This is a genomic window from Terrabacter sp. Soil811 (assembly GCF_001429655.1).
Taxonomy (GTDB): Bacteria; Actinomycetota; Actinomycetes; order Actinomycetales; family Dermatophilaceae; genus Terrabacter.
The window spans coordinates 331,110-348,594 of sequence record NZ_LMSX01000008.1 but is presented as its reverse complement, the minus strand read 5'-3'; the positions used below and the strand labels follow the sequence as shown (position 1 = coordinate 348,594).

Sequence of the window (17,485 nt, the reverse complement as noted above, 5' to 3'; positions counted from 1 at the left end):
CCCTCGCGTCCGGCTGGTCCAGACTGCTCCAATGGCTCGGCACATCATGACCCTCACCTGCGACGACCGACCCGGCATCGTGGCGGCCGTCTCCGCGGCGCTGCTCGCCGTCTCGGCCAACATCGTCGAGAACCAGCAGTACTCCGACGAGGACACCGACCTCTTCTTCATGCGCACCGTCTTCGACGCCGAGGCGCACGAGGTCGAGCAGGTCCTGGCCGCGATCCGTGAGAGCCCGGCCATCGCGCACCACCACCTCGCGGCCCGGCCCGAGGACGAGCACTGCCGCACCGTCATCCTCGTCAGCAAGTTCGACCACTGCCTGCTCGACCTGCTCTACCGCTGGAAGTCCGGCGACCTCCCCATCGACATCGTCGGCGTCGTCAGCAACCACGAGGACTGCCGGGGGCTCGTCGAGTACTACGGCCTGCCGTTCACCGTCATCCCCGTCACGAAGGACACCAAGGCCGACGCCGAGGCCGAGCTGCTCCGGCTCGTCGAGACCGAGGACGTCGGGCTCGTCGTGCTCGCGCGCTACATGCAGATCCTCAGCGACGGGCTGTGCCGCGCGCTCGAGGGCCGGGCCATCAACATCCACCACTCGTTCCTGCCGGGCTTCAAGGGCGCCAAGCCCTACCACCAGGCGCACGACCGGGGCGTCAAGCTCATCGGTGCCTCGGCCCACTACGTCACGGCCGACCTCGACGAGGGCCCGATCATCGAGCAGGACGTCGTCCGCGTCACGCACGCCGAGTCCCCCGAGAGGCTCGTCGCCATCGGCCGCGACGTCGAGCGTCGGGTGCTCTCGCGCGCGGTCCGCGACCACGCGGAGTCCCGCGTCTTCCTCTCGGGCCGCCGCACCATCGTCTTCTGAGCCGCCACCACAGCGTGCGTATGCCGTGTGCCGCCACCGGCTGACCGAGCCGCGTCGCGCTCGACGCTCGACCACGAGCAGGCGCGGTCCGGTCGGTAGCCTGCTCCCATGAGTGGGTCCGCGTTCGTCGTCGGTCAGCCGCACTTCGGTCGGTTCACCCGGACGCCGGAGGAGAACGAGGACGCCCTCGAGGCGGCCCGCACCGACCTCACGTCCGCCGTCGAGGCAGCGCCCGGCGACGGCGCGGGCCGCGCGGTGCTCGACGCCGCCGTCGACCTCGCCGAGGCGCTCACCATCGCCGGGCTGGAGCAGGAGGCCGTCGCGCTGGCTCGCCCGGCGGTCCACGTCGCCCGGGACACCGGCCGCGGCGAGACGCTGCGCTGGGCGCTCCTCGTGCTCGCGACGGCCGAGCACTACGCCGACGAGGCCTCCGCTGCCGAGGCGCACTTCCGTGAGGCGCTCGAACTCGCTCGCACGTCAGGCGACCGGGTCCTCGAGCACTACACGCTGCACCACCTGGGTCGGTTCCTCGTCGACACGGGGCGCACCGACAAGGCCGTCACGTGCTTCGAGGCATGCCTCATGATCCGCGAGGAGCACGGCGAGCCCCGGGCCGAGACGACCCGCGCCGCCCTCGCCGCCCTGACGGCCCCGGACCCCATGTCGAGCGCGAGGATCGAGTCGAAGTAGTCGTTCGCCGGCAGGCGCGGCAGCAGACGTAGCGCGGCGTGAGCGCCGAGTAGGCCCCCGGTGTAGCTGCTGATCGTGCGCTGCCACACGACGTCACCGGTGGTGCGGTTGACGGCACAGGCTGCCCGCCCAGTCAGGGACGTGGACCAGGCTCCCGTCGACGGCGGGAGTGCCCGAGACGTCGCGGCCGGTCGTCAGCTCCTACTTCTTCGTCAGTCCTCGACCGTCGCCAGGGAACTTCGACTCGCAGATTCGTGGGACGCAGCGGTCGACGTGGGACGAAGCCGCTCAGGGCAGGTGCCGCTGACGCCACCAGCCGATGACGTTGTTCTTGTGTCGAGCGAGGACGAGCAGCCCGATCGCCATGAGCCACAGGCCGGTCCACACATCGCCAGGCGCGTGACCTGTCCAGATGAGGACGGCGACGACGAGCATCGCAAGGGCCCCGAAGATGGATCCGGCCGCGACCCAGCGGGTCAGGGCGACGGCGACGGCGAAGACCACGACGACGACGAGTGCCACCCACGGATGCACCCCGAGGATCGCCCCGAGCGTCGTCGCGACACCCTTGCCCCCGCGTCCCTTGAGGAAGGGTGACCAGATGTGTCCGAGCACCGCGGCGATGCCGACGGCGTATGCCGCGTGGGCGCCGAAGAGGTGGCCGGCGACGAACGTCGGGACGAGACCCTTGAGGACGTCGAGCACGCCGACGACGACACCCCACTTGCGGCCGAGAACCCGGCCGGCGTTCGTCGCGCCCGGGTTGCCCGACCCGGACGAGGCGAGGTCGTGGCCGAGGAGGCGGGCGATCATCGTCGCCGGGTTGAGCGAGCCGACGAGGAAGGCGGCGACCACTCCTCCCGCCCAGGCGAGCACCGTGCCGACGTTCACGACCCGGAGACCTCGCTGGGTGACGGACGGTCCGGCAGCGGGTCGCCGGGACGTGGGCTGACGGCGATCGCGACGGTGCCGGGCCCCACGTGGGCGCCGACGACGGCGCCGAGCTCGACGACGAGCACGTCCGGCGAGCCCGGGACCATCGTGCGCAGCTCCGACGCGATCTGCTCGGCGCGGGCGCGGGCGTCGAGGTGGTGCACGGCGATGTCGACCGCGAGGCCGCCCTGCTCTACCTGCTCGACGACCATCGCCTCGATGCGGGCCACCGCACGCGCGGACGTGCGGACCTTCTCGACCGGCACGATGCGGCCGCCACGGACGGCGAGGATCGGCTTGATGGCGAGGGCCGACCCGAGCAGGGCCGACGCGGCACCGATGCGACCACCACGCCGTAGGTGCTCGAGCGTGTCGACGTAGAAGAGGACGCCCGAGGGCTGGAGCCGCGAGCGCACGGCGTCGAGCACGACCGTCACGTCGGCGCCGCCGGCGGCCGCCTCGGCCGCTGCCACGACGGCGAACCCCATGGCCATGCCGATGGTCTCGCTGTCGACGACCTCGACCGGGACCGGGGCCTCGGCCGCCGCGAGCCGGGCTGCCTCGACGGTGCCCGACATCTGCGACGACAGGTGGATCGACACGATCGCGGTCGCCCCCTCGTCGGCGAGCCGTTGGTACGTCTCGGCGAACGCCTGCGGCGTCGGGCGCGACGTCGTGACGATGGTGTACTCGCGCAGGGCCGCCGCGACCCGCTCGGCCGAGATGTCCCGGCCCTCGACGTGGTCGCGGCCCCCGACGACGACGTGGAGCGGGACGACCTCGATGCCGTGCTCCTCGAGGACCCCACCGGGCAGGTAGGCCGTCGAGTCGGTGACGATCCTCGTGGTCACGTCCCGCTCCCTCCGTCGTCGGTCAGCAGCTCGTCACATCGGGACGACGTTGACGAGCTTGGGTGCCCGCACGATGACGGTGCGGATGCCGCCCTCGGTCGCCGCCCTCACCTTGTCACGACCGAGCGCCAGCTCGCGCAGGTCGTCCTCGGAGATGTCGGGGCTCACCTCGACACGGTCGCGCACCTTGCCCTTGATCTGGATGACGCAGGTGACCTGCTCCTCGACGATCTTCGCGGGGTCGCTGACGGGGAACGCGGCATACGCCACCCCACCGTCGTGACCGAGGCGCTGCCACATCTCCTCCGCGATGTGCGGGGCCACGGGAGCGAGCATGAGCACCATCGTCTCGACCACCTCGCGCGGCGGGGCGTCGAGCTTCGTCACGGCGTTGTTGAGCTCGATGAGCTTGGCGATGGCCGTGTTGAAGCGCAGCCCCTCGAAGTCCTCGCGGACCCCGGCGATCGTCTGGTGCAGCTGCGTCGTCATGGCCTGGTCGAGCGGCGCGTCGACGACCCGGACCTCGCCCGTCGACTCGTCGACGACGTTGCGCCACAGGCGCTGCAGGAACCGCTGGCTGCCGACGACGGCGCGGATCTCCCACGGCTTGCTCAGCTCGAGCGGGCCCATCGACATCTCGTAGACGCGGAAGGTGTCGGCGCCGTACGCGTCGTACATCTCGTCGGGGCTGACGGAGTTCTTCAGCGACTTGCCGATCTTGCCGTACTCGCGGAAGACCGGCTGCCCCTGCCACGTGAACGTCGGCTCGGCGCCGTGGCTGCCCGGGTGCTCCTCGACCTCGGACGCGGTGACGTACTGGCCGCGGCTGTCGGTGTAGGCGTACGCCTGGATGTAGCCCTGCGAGAAGTACTTCCGGAAGGGCTCCTCGCTGTGCACGTGGCCGAGGTCGAAGAGGACCTTGTGCCAGAAGCGGGCGTAGAGCAGGTGCAGCACGGCGTGCTCGACGCCGCCGACGTAGAGGTCCACGCCGCCGGGGTCGCGGGTGCCGGCCGGGGCGCCCTCCACCGGGGTGGCGTGGCGGCCCATCCAGTACGCCTCGTTGGCCGGGTCGACGAACGCGTCGTGGTTGGCCGGGTCGAGGTAGCGCAGGTAGTACCAGCACGAGCCGGCCCAGTTGGGCATGGTGTTCGTCTCGCGGCGGAACGTGCGCAGACCACGGCCGTCGCCGAGGTCCTGCTCGACCTCGACCCACTCGGGCACGCGGGACAGCGGCGGCTCGGGGCTGCTCTGCGAGTCGTCGGGGTCGAACGTCTTGGGGCTGTAGTCCGGCACGTCCGGGAGGGTCAGCGGCAGCTCGTCGTCGGGGACGGCATACGCCACCCCGTCCTCGTCGAACATGATGGGGAACGGCTCACCCCAGTAGCGCTGGCGGCTGAAGAGCCAGTCGCGGATGCGGTAGCTGATCGTGCCCTCGCCGATGCCCTCGTCCTCGAGGAACGCGATGATGCGAGCCTTGGCCTCGGCGACGTGCAGGCCGTCGAGCGAGATGCGGTCGTTGGCGGAGTTGATCGCGACGCCGTCGCCGAGGAACGGCTCGTCGGCGGGGTGGCCCTCGGTGGGCTGGACGGTGCGGATGATCGGGATGTCGAACTTCTCGGCGAACTCCCAGTCGCGGGTGTCCTGCCCCGGCACGGCCATGATGGCGCCGGTGCCGTAGCCCATCAGCACGTAGTCGGCGACGAAGACCGGGATGCTCTCTCCCGTCAGGGGATTCGTGGCCCACGACCCGGTGAAGACACCGGTCTTGTCCTTGCCCTCGGTCTGACGCTCGACGTCACCCTTGCGAGACGCCGCGAGCTGGTATGCCGTCACGGCCTCCTTCGGGGTCGTGGTCGCGTCGGCGTCCACCCCCTTCCAGACGTCCTTGGTGCCCTCGGGCCACGCGCCGTCCGGGACGAGCGCGTCGACGAGCGGGTGCTCGGGCGCGATGACCATGAAGGTCGCGCCGAAGATCGTGTCGGGCCGCGTCGTGAAGACGTCGATGCCGTCCGTCTCGCCCGTGCCGGTGACGACGGGGAAGGTGACGCGGGCGCCCTTGGACCGGCCGATCCAGTTGCGCTGCATGAGCTTGACCTTCTCGGGCCAGTCGACCCCGTCGAGGTCGTCGGCCAGGCGGTCGGCGTACGCGGTGATGCGCATCTTCCACTGGCTGAGGTTGCGACGGAAGACGGGGTAGTTGCCGCGCTCGGAGCGCCCCTCGTTCGTGACCTCCTCGTTGGAGAGCACCGTGCCGAGACCGGGGCACCAGTTGACCGGCGCCTCGTCGGTGTAGGCCAGTCTGTGACCCTCGAGGACTCTGGCGCGCTCGGTCGCGGACAGGTCGGCCCAGCCGCGACCGCCGGCGTCGACGACCGCGCGACGGCCGGCCTCGAACTCCTCGACGAGCTCGCTGATGGGGCGCGCCTTGCCGCGGCCGCCGTCCTCGCGCACGGCGTCGGCGTCGTACCACGCGTCCCAGATCTGCAGGAAGATCCACTGCGTCCAGCGGTAGTAGTCGTCGTCGATCGTCGCGAAGGTGCGGCGGTTGTCGAAGCCCAGCCCGAGGCGGCGCAGCTGGCGCTTCATGTTCGTCATGTTCTCCTCGGTGGTCTTCCGAGGGTGCTGCCCGGTCTGGACGGCGTACTGCTCAGCGGGCAGGCCGAACGCGTCGTAGCCGAGGGCGTGCAGGACGTTCTTTCCGAGCATCCGGTGGAAGCGGCTGTAGACGTCGGTCGCGATGTAGCCGAGCGGGTGGCCGACGTGCAGGCCGACGCCCGAGGGGTAGGGGAACATGTCGAGGACGACGAGCTTCTCGCCGCGCGCCGCGACCTTCTCGGGCTCGGCCCAGGGACCGGCGGGGTTGGGGGCGTTGAAGGTGCCCTCCTCCTCCCAGCGGTCCTGCCAGGAGGTCTCGATCTGCTGCGCCATCGCCGCGGTGTACCGGAACGGGTTCTCGGATGTCTGCTCGCTCATGTCTTCTCTTTCGTCGCTGCTCGGTCTGGGCAAAAGAAAACCCCTCGCGCAGGAGGGGAAGCCGCGTTGATGTCGGGAGTCCCGACCTTCGTCAACGCGGCTGCGGAAGGAGCAGCAGGCCAGCCATGCGCCCAAGGTTAGCGCAGCCCCACTCCCCCATCCCGCGGGCGCTCACCCGAGTGCGCCCCCACCACGTCGAGTGGCCCCGCGCCCCCACCCATCACACCCTGGGTGATCCCACGGCAACTCGAGTGAGCGCCCAGCCACAGTCGAGTGAGCGCCCCGTCACCATCGCGGGCTCCCGCCGTTCCGCATCCCTCGCTGGATCGCCACGTCGATCGCGTGCTGTGAGAAGAAGCGCGGGCTGACCTCGCTGAGCCGGAGCTCGTCGGCAGGAACCCTCAAGCTCCAGGCCATCCGCTCCACGAGGGCTCGCCGTGCTTGATCATCACTGACGTCGGACTTCCAGATCTCCTGCACGGTCCAGCCATCCCGTTCGAACCCGCGGCGGCGATGCTTGTCGTGCTCACGTTGTTCGTCGGATGCGTGGAACTCCTCTCCTTGGTACTCACCGATGACCTTGACGGGCTTCTTGCCGGGTCGATGGATCTTCCAGACAAGGTCACCGAACCCCAGCAGACGACCGGAGCCGTCGGACGCGTGGACCGGCTCGTTCAACAGCGGCTCCGGCAGGCCGGCGCGCACAAACATGACCCGGACAACCGACTCCATCGGTGATGCCGAACCGAACCGGATGAGTCCCAGAGCCTCTTGGAGCGTGCGCTTGCCACGCGGACGTGTTCTCCGCCCGAGTGCAACGCGTAGGGGTTCGACAGCGCCGAGTCTCGTCGCGCATGCATCCCCGAGGACGATGAGGTCATCGAGTCCGACAGGTCTCCCCCGCCCGACCAGCTCACCCATGTCGACCCAGGTGTCCGCAGGACAGACGACCTGCATGCCGTCGACCGTCACCATCTCGCGGGGGTGATGGAAGCGATGTCCGACGATCCCATCGATTCGCGTCTGCGCGTGAGCGATCGGCCTCATGGCGTGCAAGCGCACGTCTTCCGCTATGGCATACGACAAGGGAAGACCGAGCAGCCGCGCCGAGTCACGTGTGAGAACGCGCTGGAAGCTGGCAGCACGGGAAAGGCCGCCCTGCACTGAGCGAGGAGCGCGTCGTCGATGACGGGTTCTGGCACCTGAAGTCTGCGCACCCGTTCACTGTCGGCACCGAGCACCGACAGCGGACGTGCGAGGACACGTCTGTGGAAGCCGAGCTCTGAAGGCAAAGAGGTGTGGACGAGCGCTCACTCGACTGGGACTGCGCGCTCACTCGAGTGGGGTGGTGGCGGGGTTCAGCGGTAGAGGGCTACGACGATGAGGGTCTGGGCCACGTGGTAGGTCACGATGACCGTGAGCGGCGCCCAGCGGCGCTCGTGGACGAAGCGGTCGTGCCCGAGCACGGTGTCGGAGACGACGAAGACCAGACACCCCAGGAGCAGCAGCCAGTCGCCCGTCCCCGCCGCGACGAGCACGAGCACGAAGAGGACGAGCTGGTAGACGAACACCGGCCCCTTCTGCGGCCCGGACTGGCGCACGATGTCCCGCCCGGCCTTCGCGTGGAGGACCGCCAGGAAGGGCACGGCCACGAGGACCGGCCACGGGAAGCCCTCCGCCCGCACCGTCTCGAGGATCGCCCAGACGTAGGCCAGGTGGGCCACGAGGAAGGCCCCCAGGCCGACGAGGAAGCGGGTCTCCGTCGCGTGGAGCAGCGCGACGTCGCCGATGAGGCAGAACGCGAGCGCCACGATGACGGTCAGCAGCGGCGGTGAGCCCGGCACCCGTCCTTCCCAGTAGAGCGACCACGCCAGCCCCATGAGGAGCAGCACGACGAGCGGCTTGGTGATGCGCTCGACGAGGTGGTCGCCGCGCAGGACGGAGCCCCAGTTGATGAGCGCCGTCACCCCGAGCGCCACGCTGGTAACCCACAGATGGGTGGTCACGGACCCACATTCCCAGCCGCGGCTCAGGTTCGCCGCGCAGACACGCTGCGGACGTCCACCACCTGTCGAGACGAATCGGCGTACGTCCAGTTCTCTGCCAGACTCGTCCAATGCCCATGCGCAAGTTCCAGCACACGGTGACCGCCGACGACACGTCCGCCCAGGTCGGCAGCGGTGACCTCGACGTCCTCGCGACCCCGCGCCTGATCACGTGGTGCGAGAACGCCGCGTTCCAGGTCTGCAAGCAGAACATCGACGCCGACCACACGACCGTTGGCACCATGGTGAAGCTCGAGCACGTGAAGGGCAGCGCGGTCGGCTCCGAGATCACCGTGCTGTGCGCCGAGCCGATCAACGACGGACGCCGCCTCGTCTGCCACGTGACCGTCAAGGACTCCGACGGCGAGGAGATCGCCAAGGGCGAGTTCCACCGTGCCGTCGTCGACCCGGACCGCTTCATGAGCAAGTGCCAGCGGGTCCACTGACCCGCAGCCACCTCCCAGCCGCGGTTGCCACGATGACCGCGTGACGTCCGGACTGCTCGGTGCGCTCCTCGCAGCGCTCGCGTACGGCGCGGCCACCGTGCTCCAGGCCGTGGGCGTACGCCGGGTCTCCGCGCTGCCTCCCGGCACCTCCCTGCGCGAGCGGGTGCGGGCCGGCCGGCCGTATGCCGTGGGCCTCGCCCTTGACGGCGTCGGCTTCCTCGCGTCCGTGGCCGCCTTGCGCACGCTGCCGCTCTTCCTCGTCGAGTCCGCGGTCGCCTCGTCGGTCGCCGTCACCGCGGTGCTCTCGGTCGTCGTGCTCGGCGTGCGTCTCGGGAGGGCCGAGGTCGTCGCGCTGCTCGTCGTCGTCGCCGGGCTCACCGGGCTCGCCCTGACCGCGGAAGCCGGACCGGCCGTGCGCCCCGGGCCCGGCGCGACCTGGTGGCTCCTCGCAGCAGCCGCGGTCGTCGCCCTGCTGTTGGTCGTCGGGACCGTCGACCACGACCGACGACGGGGGGCCGTCGTCCTCAGCGTCGGCGCGGGCCTCGGCTTCGGAGGCGTCGGCGTGGCGGCCCGACTGCTCGAGGTCCCCCCGTCGGCCTGGCAGCTCGCCACGGACGGAGTCGCCTGGGCCCTCGTCGGCCACGCCGTGCTGGCGACCGTCGCCTACGGGCTGGCCCTGGCCCGCGGCCGGGTCACGACCGTCGCGGCCCTGACGTTCGCCACCGAGACGGTCGTCCCCGCCCTCCTCGGGGTGCTCCTCCTCGGCGACCGCGTCGCGCCCGGGCAGGGTCCCGTCGCCGCGCTCGCCTTCGTCGCCACGCTCGGCGGCTGCACCGCCCTGGCCGGTCGCGCCGAGCCCCCGGGCCCCGCCCGCCGGGACCCGGGCGACGACGCGAGCGGCCCGGCCGCCGTGCCCGATGTGTCCCGGCAGCGCTGACCTGCGGTCACCGTCGCCGCAGGCGCTCCATCTCTGTCTCGATCTGTTCCTCGGTCGGCGCATCGACGACGTAGGCGTCCACGGCGTTCGCCACGACGCCGATGCCCCAGCCGGCGATCGGGAAGACCGGCCAGAAGAAGCCTGCCCCGGTCATGGCCCAGATCAGGACGAGCATCCCGTTGACGAGCACGTAGATGAGCAGATGGACGCGGAAGTCGGCCTTCTTCTTGAGCCTGCCGAGCGCTCTGCCGCGCAGATCGACCTCCGTCACAGCGCGGTCGATCGTCGGGTCGGGCTCATCGTGGTGGGGTTCGACCGGAAGCTGGTTCGCGGTCATGGTCGTCACCGCTCCTTCGCGGGCCGCCGCGCAGGAACTCTGCGCAGCTCCCTGCTTCCAGCGTAGGCCGGACCCGAGCAGCCGGCCGGCGAGCGTGCGGGACGTCACCGTCGCACACGGCCTGCGGGGCTCACGAGCGGTCAGAGCACGTAGGCGTCGCCGTCGCGGTGGAAGCCCAGGCTCTCGTAGTACGGCTCGACCATGTCAGGCGGTGTCAGCACCCGCCGGAACCCGCGCCGTCGGAACGGCCCCTCGGGACCGAAGACGAACTCCCCCGGCGTGACGTCGCGGTGGCGCGGCGTCACCCAGTCGAGCAGCAGCTGCGCCGTGTGCTGGCCGGCGTCGCGCATGAGGACGACCCCGACCGTCTCGTCGCCGCGGAGCACGAGGTAGGACGGGTCCCCCGCGAACGGGTCGTGCACGAACGCCGGGTTGTAGCGCCGGATGTCACCCTCGTGCACCCGCAGCACGTGCCGCAGGTAGGTGTCGTCTCCGGCGACCTCGAGCACCTCGTAGACGCCGGAGTCGTGCTTCTCACGCGACATGCGCGCGAGGTAGTAGACGTTGATGCCGGCGAGCACGACGTTGAGCCCGACCATCGGCCAGACGTGGTTGACCGCGTTGTAGGCGATGAGGACGACGCACCCGACGAGGTTGATGATCCTGAGCCGGCGCAGCTGCGTCTGCAGCAGCGACCAGACGAGGATCGCCGACCCGATCCAGCCGACGGCCTCGAGCCACCAGGTACCCATGGGCGCGACCCTAGCGCCCGGGGCGACCCGGCCGGCCGGGATTCAGGGTGGTCCGCGTCGTCCGGACGCGGACCACCCCGAAGCCGCGGCTCAGGCGTCGGGCGCGACGAACTGCGGCAGCAGCGCCTCGAACCGGGAGTCGAGGGTGAGCGACGGGAGGACCTGCCCCTGCTTCTGCGCGTCGGCCGCGACCGACGCGCCCCACGACGAGGCGCGCAGCCGCTGGTCGGGCGTGCCGTGGTGGCCGGCGCTCGTGAACGCGCAGTCACCCACCTGGTAGAAGGACTGCTCGGCCTCGAGGACGCGCCTGGTGTTGAGGGCGAGGCCCCGCTTGTGGGTGACGAAGTACGTCCCGAAGGCGTCGGCCATCAACTCGGTGCGACGGGTCGCCTCCGGGCCGGTCAGCGGCGAGGCGAAGAGGTTCTTGTCGTACTGCACGTGGTGGCCGTACTCGTGGCCGAGGACGGCGCGTGGCCCGACGTCGCCGACACCGATGGCGCCGAGCGCGTCGAGCATCCCGTCACCGAAGACGAGCTTGTCCGGCAGCGAGGAGATGACCGGGTCGGGGTCGCCCACCCCGCTGAACGCGAAGGCGTTGAGGGTGAAGATCGGGCTGGCCCCGCCGTCGAGGCCGGGGTCGGACGTGACGACGTCGACGACGATCGCCGCGAGCTCGGCCGCATGGGCGTCGGAGACGCCGTAGAGCACACCGATCAGACGGGCGAGCCGGGCGGGGTCACGCATGACGTCGCCGTGCATCGCCATGAGCTGGATGTCCGTGCCGTCGGTGTCCCAGAACTTCTGGGCCGCCCGGAACGAGCTCGTCAGCTCGTTGCGCGAGTCCTTCGTCAGGGCGTAGGCCGGGTCGCCCGTCGACCCGAAGAGCAGGGCGTCGTAGGTCGGGAAGTCGAAGCCGCCGAGCATTGAGAGCACGAACAGGCTCGACGGGTCGATGCGGGCCACGACCCCGTCGACGTACGCGTCGAGCCGGGTCGGCGCGCACTGGTAGTGCGTCGGGTCGATGGCGCGCCCCAGTGCGTCCTGGGCCGCGGACGGCTCCACACCGAACCTCTCGAGGGCGCTCACCTCCCGGGCCCGCCAGTCGGCGGGCAGGTGCGCCCGTGCCGCGGCGAGCAGCGCGGACGCCCTCGGGTCGGTCGTCGTGCCCGAGACGTAGTCGTAGGTCTGGCCGTCGGCGGCGACGGACGCCGAGACGCTCCGGCTCTGGGCCTGGGCAGCGGGAGCCGCCGTGGCGACCGCCGCCCCGGTGGCCCCCGAGATGGCCAGCGACGTGACGAGAGCGATCGTCCTGGTCGTGGTCCTGCGCACGTGAGAGCTCCTTCGTGTCGTGCCCCGGCCCGGTGCCGGGGCGACGCGCCCATCATCACCGCCGGGGCCGACACCGGCCACCGAAACACCGCATATCCGGGTGAACGGCGCGATGCGTCTCACCCCGCGGGAGCGTCGTCCCCGCCCGGGGTCTCGGCCGCCTCGTGCCCGACGAGCTTGAGTCCGACGACCGCGGCGACGATCCCGACGAGCAGGACCACCTTGACGGCGGAGAACGCCTCCCCGCCCGTCGTCATCGCCCACGTCACGGTGAGCGCGGCCCCGAGACCCGTCCACACGGCATACGCCGTCCCGATGGGGATGGTGCGCACGGCGTGCGCGAGCCCGACCATGCTGAGCGCGCCCGCGACGAGGAAGACGACCGCCGGGACGGGGCGCGAGAGCCCCTCGGACGCGGCGAGCGCCGAGGCCCACACCGCCTCGAGGACGGCGCTGACGAGCAGGACGACCCACGGCATCACGCCACCGCCTTGAGGCCGGCGACGCACGCGACGAGCACGACCAGGAGGGCGACCCGGGCACCACCGAGGCGCTCCTCGCCGCGGGCGACCGCGAGCAGGACGGTGCCGACGGCGCCGATCCCGACCCACACGGCATACGCCGTGCCGGTGGGCAGGGCGGTCATGGCCCACGCGAGGCCGACCATGCTGAGCACGAGGGAGACGGCGAAGAGGACGGTCGGCCGCGGACGGCGGAAACCGCCGGACGCGGCGAGCGCGGTGGCCCAGACGGCCTCCAGCGCGCCGGACAGGATGAGGACGAGCCAGTGCACGGCGTTCCGATCTGGCCGTCTTGTCGCTGTGCGGGTACGGCTCCCTCGTCCGCGAGCGCGGCTCGCGCTCACCGACGATTCTACCGAAGGGGCGCGTCCGGGTCGAAACGACGTATCAGGAGCACCCGCCCGGCGTACTGTCGAGTGCAGGCGCGCTCCTGCGAACAGAGGATCGCCATGAGCCGTGACTATCTCGACTTCGACGTCGCCGTCACCCGTGAGGGCCAGGGGTATGCCGCTCACGTCCTCGCCTCGCCCGCGGGCGAGGCGTCGGCCCCCTTCACGCTCCCGTTCGCCGCCACGGACCTCGCCCAGTTCATGATCGCGGTGGGACCGCCGCGGGTGTCCTCGAGGCGACTCGTGCCCGCCGAGGCGCGCGTCGTCGACGTCAAGGAGTACGGCCGCCGGCTCGGCGACGCACTGCTGTCGGGCGATGTCGGGCGGGCCTTCCGCGAGAGCCTGACGACCGCCACCGGCCAGGGCAGGGACCTGCGGCTGCGGCTGCGGCTCGACGCCGTGCCGGACCTCGACCCGGTGCCGTGGGAGTACCTCTACGACTCGAGGCTCGGTCGCTTCCTCACGCTCTCGCAGGAGACGCCGATCGTCCGTCTGCTCGACTCGCTCGAGCGCCCACCGGTGGTCCACGTCGATGCGCCCCTGCGCGTCCTCGTCATGATCTCGAGCCCGAGCGACATGCCCGAGCTCGCCGTGGACCGCGAGCGAGAGCTGCTCACGGCGACGACCGGCGACCTCGTCAAGAGCGGCCGCCTCAGCGTGACGGTCCTCGAGGACGCGACCCTGACCGGCCTCCAGCGCGCCCTGCTCGACGACTTCCACGTCTTCCACTTCATCGGCCACGGCGGCTTCGACCAGCAGGCCCAGGAGGGCGTCCTCGTCCTCGAGCGCGAGGACGGCACGGCGCACCGGGTCTCCGGAGCGCGGCTCGGGACGCTGCTCCACGACGCCCGGACCATGCAGCTCGCCGTCCTCAACGCGTGCGAGGGCGCACGGACGTCGGGACGCGACGCGTTCTCCGGCGTCGGCCAGGCCCTCGTGCGCCAGGGTCTGCCGGCGGTCGTCGCGATGCAGACCGAGATCTCCGACCGGGCCGCCCTCGTCTTCAGCCACGAGTTCTACTACTTCCTCACCCGAGGACTGGGCATCGACGCCGCGATCTGCGAGGTGCGCAAGGCGATGGCCGTCTCCGACGAGGCCTCGGAGTGGGGCACCGCCGTGCTGCTGCGGTCGGGCGCCGACCAGCCCTTCTCGTTCACGACGAGCGCCACCGCCGCGACCGAGCGGCCCGACAGCCGGCTCGAGTCCCTCTACGACGCCGCGAAGGGCGCGTTGCTGGCCCGCGCCCCCGCGACAGCCCTCCCGCTGCTCGAGCAGATCGCCGCCGAGCATCCCGACTACGAGGACGTCACCCAGCTGCTCGAGCGGGTCCGGCCCGAGGGAGCGCCCGCCGACGACGGCCCGACGCCGCTGCCTCGTCGCGACCCCGTGAGGCTCACCCAGCCGCTCCCGCAGCCGGACACCCAGTCGGACACCCAGCCGGACACCCAGCCGGACACCCAGCCCGACACCCAGCCCGACACCCAGCCGGACACGCGACCGGTGGCCCGTCCCGAGCCGCAGCCGGACCCTCGGCCGGACCGGCGGGGGGACGACGCGCCCCCACCACCCGACCCGCACCCCCGCCGCAGGGGCAACGGCTTCGTCCGCAGCCTCATCGGGCTCGTCGTCCTCTTCGGGCTCTTCTGGCTCGGCGCGACCCAGGTCCCGAAGTGGTTCAAGGGGGCCACGGCCGCCGTCACGAGCGCCTGCGGCCCTGCGCCCGCGGCCGCGAACGCCGCGGCGACGACGTTCGTCGCCGGGTGCGCCACGACGACACCGTCCATCGACGCTGACTTCGCCGACTGGGACGGCGTGCCCACGGCCCCGATCCCGCACGTCGTCGCCCAGGTGGGCACGCCCCAGCCCGAGTTCGGCGGCGACTGGCAGGTCGTCTGGGACAGCGGCGCGCTCTACCTGCGCGTGCACGTCGTCGACCCGGACATCCGCAGCGTCAACCTCGCCACCCCCGGTGCCTGGTTCAACGGCGACGGCTTCTCCTTCGAGTTCGGCCCGGACGCCCGGAGCCTCGACCCGAAGGCCACGACGCGACGCGGCCAGGACGTCCACGTCATGGTGGGACTGTCCCGTGACGCCCCGACGTCCGGCGTCGCCTCGATCAACCCGGCCGGCCGCGGCACCTTCACCACCGGCACACGCCACCCCGAGATCACCGTCGGGCGGGCCGACACGCTGACCGGCTACGACCTCGAGGCCCGGGTGCCGTGGTCGGCCCTCCAGCTCAGGAAGGCTCCGGTCCGCGGCTCCGTCTTCTCCATGAACGTCAACCTCAGCGACGCGACGAGCGCCCCGGCCACGTGGAGGCTGCGCACCATGAAGAGCACGAATGCCGCCCGCACCGCCGACACGCAGGGCTTCCCGCACGGCTGGCAGACGATCACCCTCGCCGACGCGGCCTCCTGAGACGGCCGCCTCAGATGGCCGGACGCCTCCTCGCCCTCCTCGTCGGGATCGACGCCTACCCGGCGCCGATCCCGCCCCTGTCGGGCTGCGTCAACGACGTCACCGGCTTCGCCGACGTCCTGCGCGACCGTGTCGGCGAGGACGCGCTCGACCTCGTCGTGCTCACCGATGCCCAGGCCACGCGGGCCGCCGTGACGAGCCATCTCACCGAGCACCTCGGTCGGGCCCGCGCCCAGGACGTCGCGCTCTTCTACTACAGCGGGCACGGTTCGCAGCAGACGACCCCCGAGGAGCTCTGGTCCATCGAGCCCGACCACCGCAACGAGACCCTCGTGTGTGTCGACAGCCGCTCTCCCGGCAGCTGGGACCTCGCCGACAAGGAGCTCGCGGCCCTGCTCGACTCGATCTCGGCGACCGGCTGCCACACGCTCGTCGTGCTCGACTGCTGCCACTCGGGTGACGGCACCCGGGACGCCGACGAGGTGGTGCGCCTCGCGCCCCCTGACCCGCGACCCCGACCCGCGTCGACGTTCGTGGGGCTCGGCGACGCGACGGCCGGCGCACCCACCCGGAGCGCTGCGCGCTGGACACCCGCAGGCCGTCACGTCCTGCTCGCGGCCTGCCGGTCGTCCGAGAAGGCGAAGGAGGTCACCGTGCTCGGCCGCCAGCGCGGCGCCCTGTCGGCGGCGCTCGAGGCCGCCCTCCTCGGCAGCGACGGGCGCCCCTCCTACCGCGACGTCCTGCGGATGGTGACCGCCGACGTGACGAACCGGGTCACCGACCAGCACCCGCAGGTCGAGACCGCCGACGCGACCGAGCTCGACCGACCCTTCCTCGGCGGCGCGATCCCGGCCACGCCGAGGCCGCTCACCCTGAGCCGGCTGCCCGACGGCTGGTCCATCGACTCTGGCGCCGTCCACGGCGTGCCCGAGCCCATCGGTGACGACACGACCGAACTGGCCGTCTACCCGCTGACCGGCGAGACGTCCGGGTCGCCGCTCGCCACCGCGCTCGTCACGAGGGTCCTGCCCGACCGCAGCCTCGTCCGCCTGACGCCCGCGCTCGACGAGGCGTACGTCTACCGCGCCGTCGTCACGTCGATCCCACTGGCGCCGCTGCGCGTCGGGGTCGTCGGCGACGCCGCGGGGACGGCGGCGCTCCGGACCGCCGCCGACGCCGCGGACGAGACGCTCGTCGACCTCGTCGAGGGTGCGGGGGACGGCGACGGCCCTGCGGACCTCCTCGTCGAAGCCACCCCCGACGGCTTCGTCATCACCCGTCCCGGCGTCACGCGCCCCCTCGTGCCCGTCGTCGCGGGCGAGGCCCGCGAGGAGCGCACCATCCTCGCCCTCGAGCGCGTGGCCCGCTGGCTGCGCCTCTCCGCACTCACGAACCCCGCCACGCGCCTGCCCGACGCCGCCGTCCACGTCGAGGTGGACGCGGGCACCGGGACCGTCAGTGCGGGCGGCACCCTGCCGATCGCGTATGCCGGCACGGACGCGCCCCGCTTCACCGTCCGTCTCGCGAACACCACGTCCACCCCCCTCTGGGCGGCGCTCCTCGACCTCACCGAGACCTACGGCATCTTCACCGACGCGTTCCCGGCCGGATCGGTGGCGCTCGGCCCCGGCGAGGCGACGAGCGTCGACCTCGTCGGCCAGGTCGACGACGCGCTGTGGGAGGCGGGCACCGTGTCGTTGCGCGACCAGCTCATGGTCGTGACGAGCACGCTCGAGTTCGACCCGAGATCGCTCGAGCAGGAGGAGCTCGACGTCAGCGCCGTGCCGGCGGCCGGGACGACGAGGAGCGCCGACGAGCCGCCGGCCCTGCGCTCCAACCTCGAGCGCGTGCTCGGCGGCACCCGGACGCGGCGCCTGGGGCCGCGCACCGCATCGGCGGCCGTGGCCGACTGGCGCACCGACTCGGTCTTCGTCGTCACGACCCGCCCACGCGCCTGAACTCGCACCCGGGACGGAAGAAGGGCCAG

16 protein-coding genes and 1 riboswitch are annotated in these 17,485 nt (G+C 71.7%); of the genes, 6 read left to right on the top strand and 10 right to left on the bottom strand.

Annotated elements, in window-relative coordinates; translation table 11 throughout:
• Positions 1–31 precede the first annotated feature (31 nt).
• Both purU and ASH01_RS12135 read left to right on the top strand, forming a co-directional pair.
• A complete protein-coding gene (gene purU, locus ASH01_RS12140) occupies positions 32–874 on the top strand; it encodes a formyltetrahydrofolate deformylase (protein WP_056776030.1) in 843 nt (280 codons plus the stop codon).
• A 108-nt stretch (positions 875–982) separates the two neighbouring features.
• Positions 983–1,564, top strand: a complete 582-nt coding sequence (locus tag ASH01_RS12135; protein WP_056776029.1) for a tetratricopeptide repeat protein — start codon at positions 983–985, stop codon at positions 1,562–1,564.
• A gap of 288 nt (positions 1,565–1,852) precedes the next feature.
• Here the strand turns inward: ASH01_RS12135 and plsY are convergent, their stop codons facing one another.
• From plsY to ASH01_RS12110, 5 genes are all read right to left on the bottom strand, one after another.
• Positions 1,853–2,455, bottom strand: a complete 603-nt coding sequence (gene plsY / locus ASH01_RS12130) for a glycerol-3-phosphate 1-O-acyltransferase PlsY (protein ID WP_056776026.1) — start codon at positions 2,453–2,455, stop codon at positions 1,853–1,855.
• Positions 2,452–3,348, bottom strand: coding sequence for a DegV family protein (locus tag ASH01_RS12125; RefSeq protein WP_056776025.1), 897 nt, complete (start codon positions 3,346–3,348; stop codon positions 2,452–2,454). Before ASH01_RS12125 ends, plsY begins: the two co-directional genes overlap by 4 nt.
• A 33-nt stretch (positions 3,349–3,381) precedes the next feature.
• Entirely contained in the window at positions 3,382–6,321 is a 2,940-nt protein-coding gene (leuS, locus tag ASH01_RS12120) for a leucine--tRNA ligase (protein ID WP_056776023.1), read from the bottom strand.
• A gap of 285 nt (positions 6,322–6,606) precedes the next feature.
• A complete protein-coding gene (locus tag ASH01_RS12115) occupies positions 6,607–7,296 on the bottom strand; it encodes a hypothetical protein (RefSeq protein WP_235509603.1) in 690 nt (229 codons plus the stop codon).
• Positions 7,297–7,679: 383 nt separating this feature from the next.
• Positions 7,680–8,327 (bottom strand): lysoplasmalogenase, encoded by a 648-nt coding sequence (locus tag ASH01_RS12110; RefSeq protein WP_156415553.1) that lies wholly within the window; start codon positions 8,325–8,327, stop codon positions 7,680–7,682.
• Between the two features lie 110 nt (positions 8,328–8,437).
• On the opposite strand from ASH01_RS12110, the gene ASH01_RS12105 reads away from it, so the two are divergent.
• Together ASH01_RS12105 and ASH01_RS12100 are read left to right on the top strand one after the other, a co-directional pair.
• Positions 8,438–8,812, top strand: coding sequence for a thioesterase family protein (locus tag ASH01_RS12105; protein WP_056776019.1), 375 nt, complete (start codon positions 8,438–8,440; stop codon positions 8,810–8,812).
• A 40-nt stretch (positions 8,813–8,852) separates the two neighbouring features.
• Positions 8,853–9,749, top strand: coding sequence for a hypothetical protein (locus ASH01_RS12100; protein ID WP_200961791.1), 897 nt, complete (start codon positions 8,853–8,855; stop codon positions 9,747–9,749).
• 7 nt (positions 9,750–9,756) lie between these two features.
• Here the strand turns inward: ASH01_RS12100 and ASH01_RS12095 are convergent, their stop codons facing one another.
• From ASH01_RS12095 to ASH01_RS12075, 5 genes are all read right to left on the bottom strand, one after another.
• Positions 9,757–10,086: a 2TM domain-containing protein gene (locus ASH01_RS12095; RefSeq protein WP_235509602.1), complete on the bottom strand. Its 330-nt coding sequence runs from the start codon at positions 10,084–10,086 to the stop codon at positions 9,757–9,759.
• A gap of 140 nt (positions 10,087–10,226) precedes the next feature.
• A complete protein-coding gene (locus ASH01_RS12090; protein WP_056776015.1) occupies positions 10,227–10,838 on the bottom strand; it encodes a YgjV family protein in 612 nt (203 codons plus the stop codon).
• Between the two features lie 90 nt (positions 10,839–10,928).
• Entirely contained in the window at positions 10,929–12,167 is a 1,239-nt protein-coding gene (locus ASH01_RS12085; RefSeq protein WP_056776014.1) for a hypothetical protein, read from the bottom strand.
• 119 nt (positions 12,168–12,286) lie between these two features.
• Positions 12,287–12,646: a DMT family transporter gene (locus tag ASH01_RS12080; protein WP_056776011.1), complete on the bottom strand. Its 360-nt coding sequence runs from the start codon at positions 12,644–12,646 to the stop codon at positions 12,287–12,289.
• Positions 12,646–12,960: a DMT family transporter gene (locus ASH01_RS12075; RefSeq protein ID WP_056776010.1), complete on the bottom strand. Its 315-nt coding sequence runs from the start codon at positions 12,958–12,960 to the stop codon at positions 12,646–12,648. Before ASH01_RS12075 ends, ASH01_RS12080 begins: the two co-directional genes overlap by 1 nt.
• A gap of 9 nt (positions 12,961–12,969) precedes the next feature.
• A riboswitch (guanidine-III (ykkC-III) riboswitch) is annotated at positions 12,970–13,033 on the bottom strand.
• Positions 13,034–13,137: 104 nt separating this feature from the next.
• Here ASH01_RS12075 and ASH01_RS12070 point away from each other — a divergent pair.
• Both ASH01_RS12070 and ASH01_RS12065 read left to right on the top strand, forming a co-directional pair.
• Positions 13,138–15,498: a CHAT domain-containing protein gene (locus ASH01_RS12070; protein ID WP_056776009.1), complete on the top strand. Its 2,361-nt coding sequence runs from the start codon at positions 13,138–13,140 to the stop codon at positions 15,496–15,498.
• Positions 15,499–15,512: 14 nt separating this feature from the next.
• Positions 15,513–17,456, top strand: a complete 1,944-nt coding sequence (locus ASH01_RS12065; RefSeq protein ID WP_056776007.1) for a caspase family protein — start codon at positions 15,513–15,515, stop codon at positions 17,454–17,456.
• Positions 17,457–17,485 lie beyond the last annotated feature (29 nt).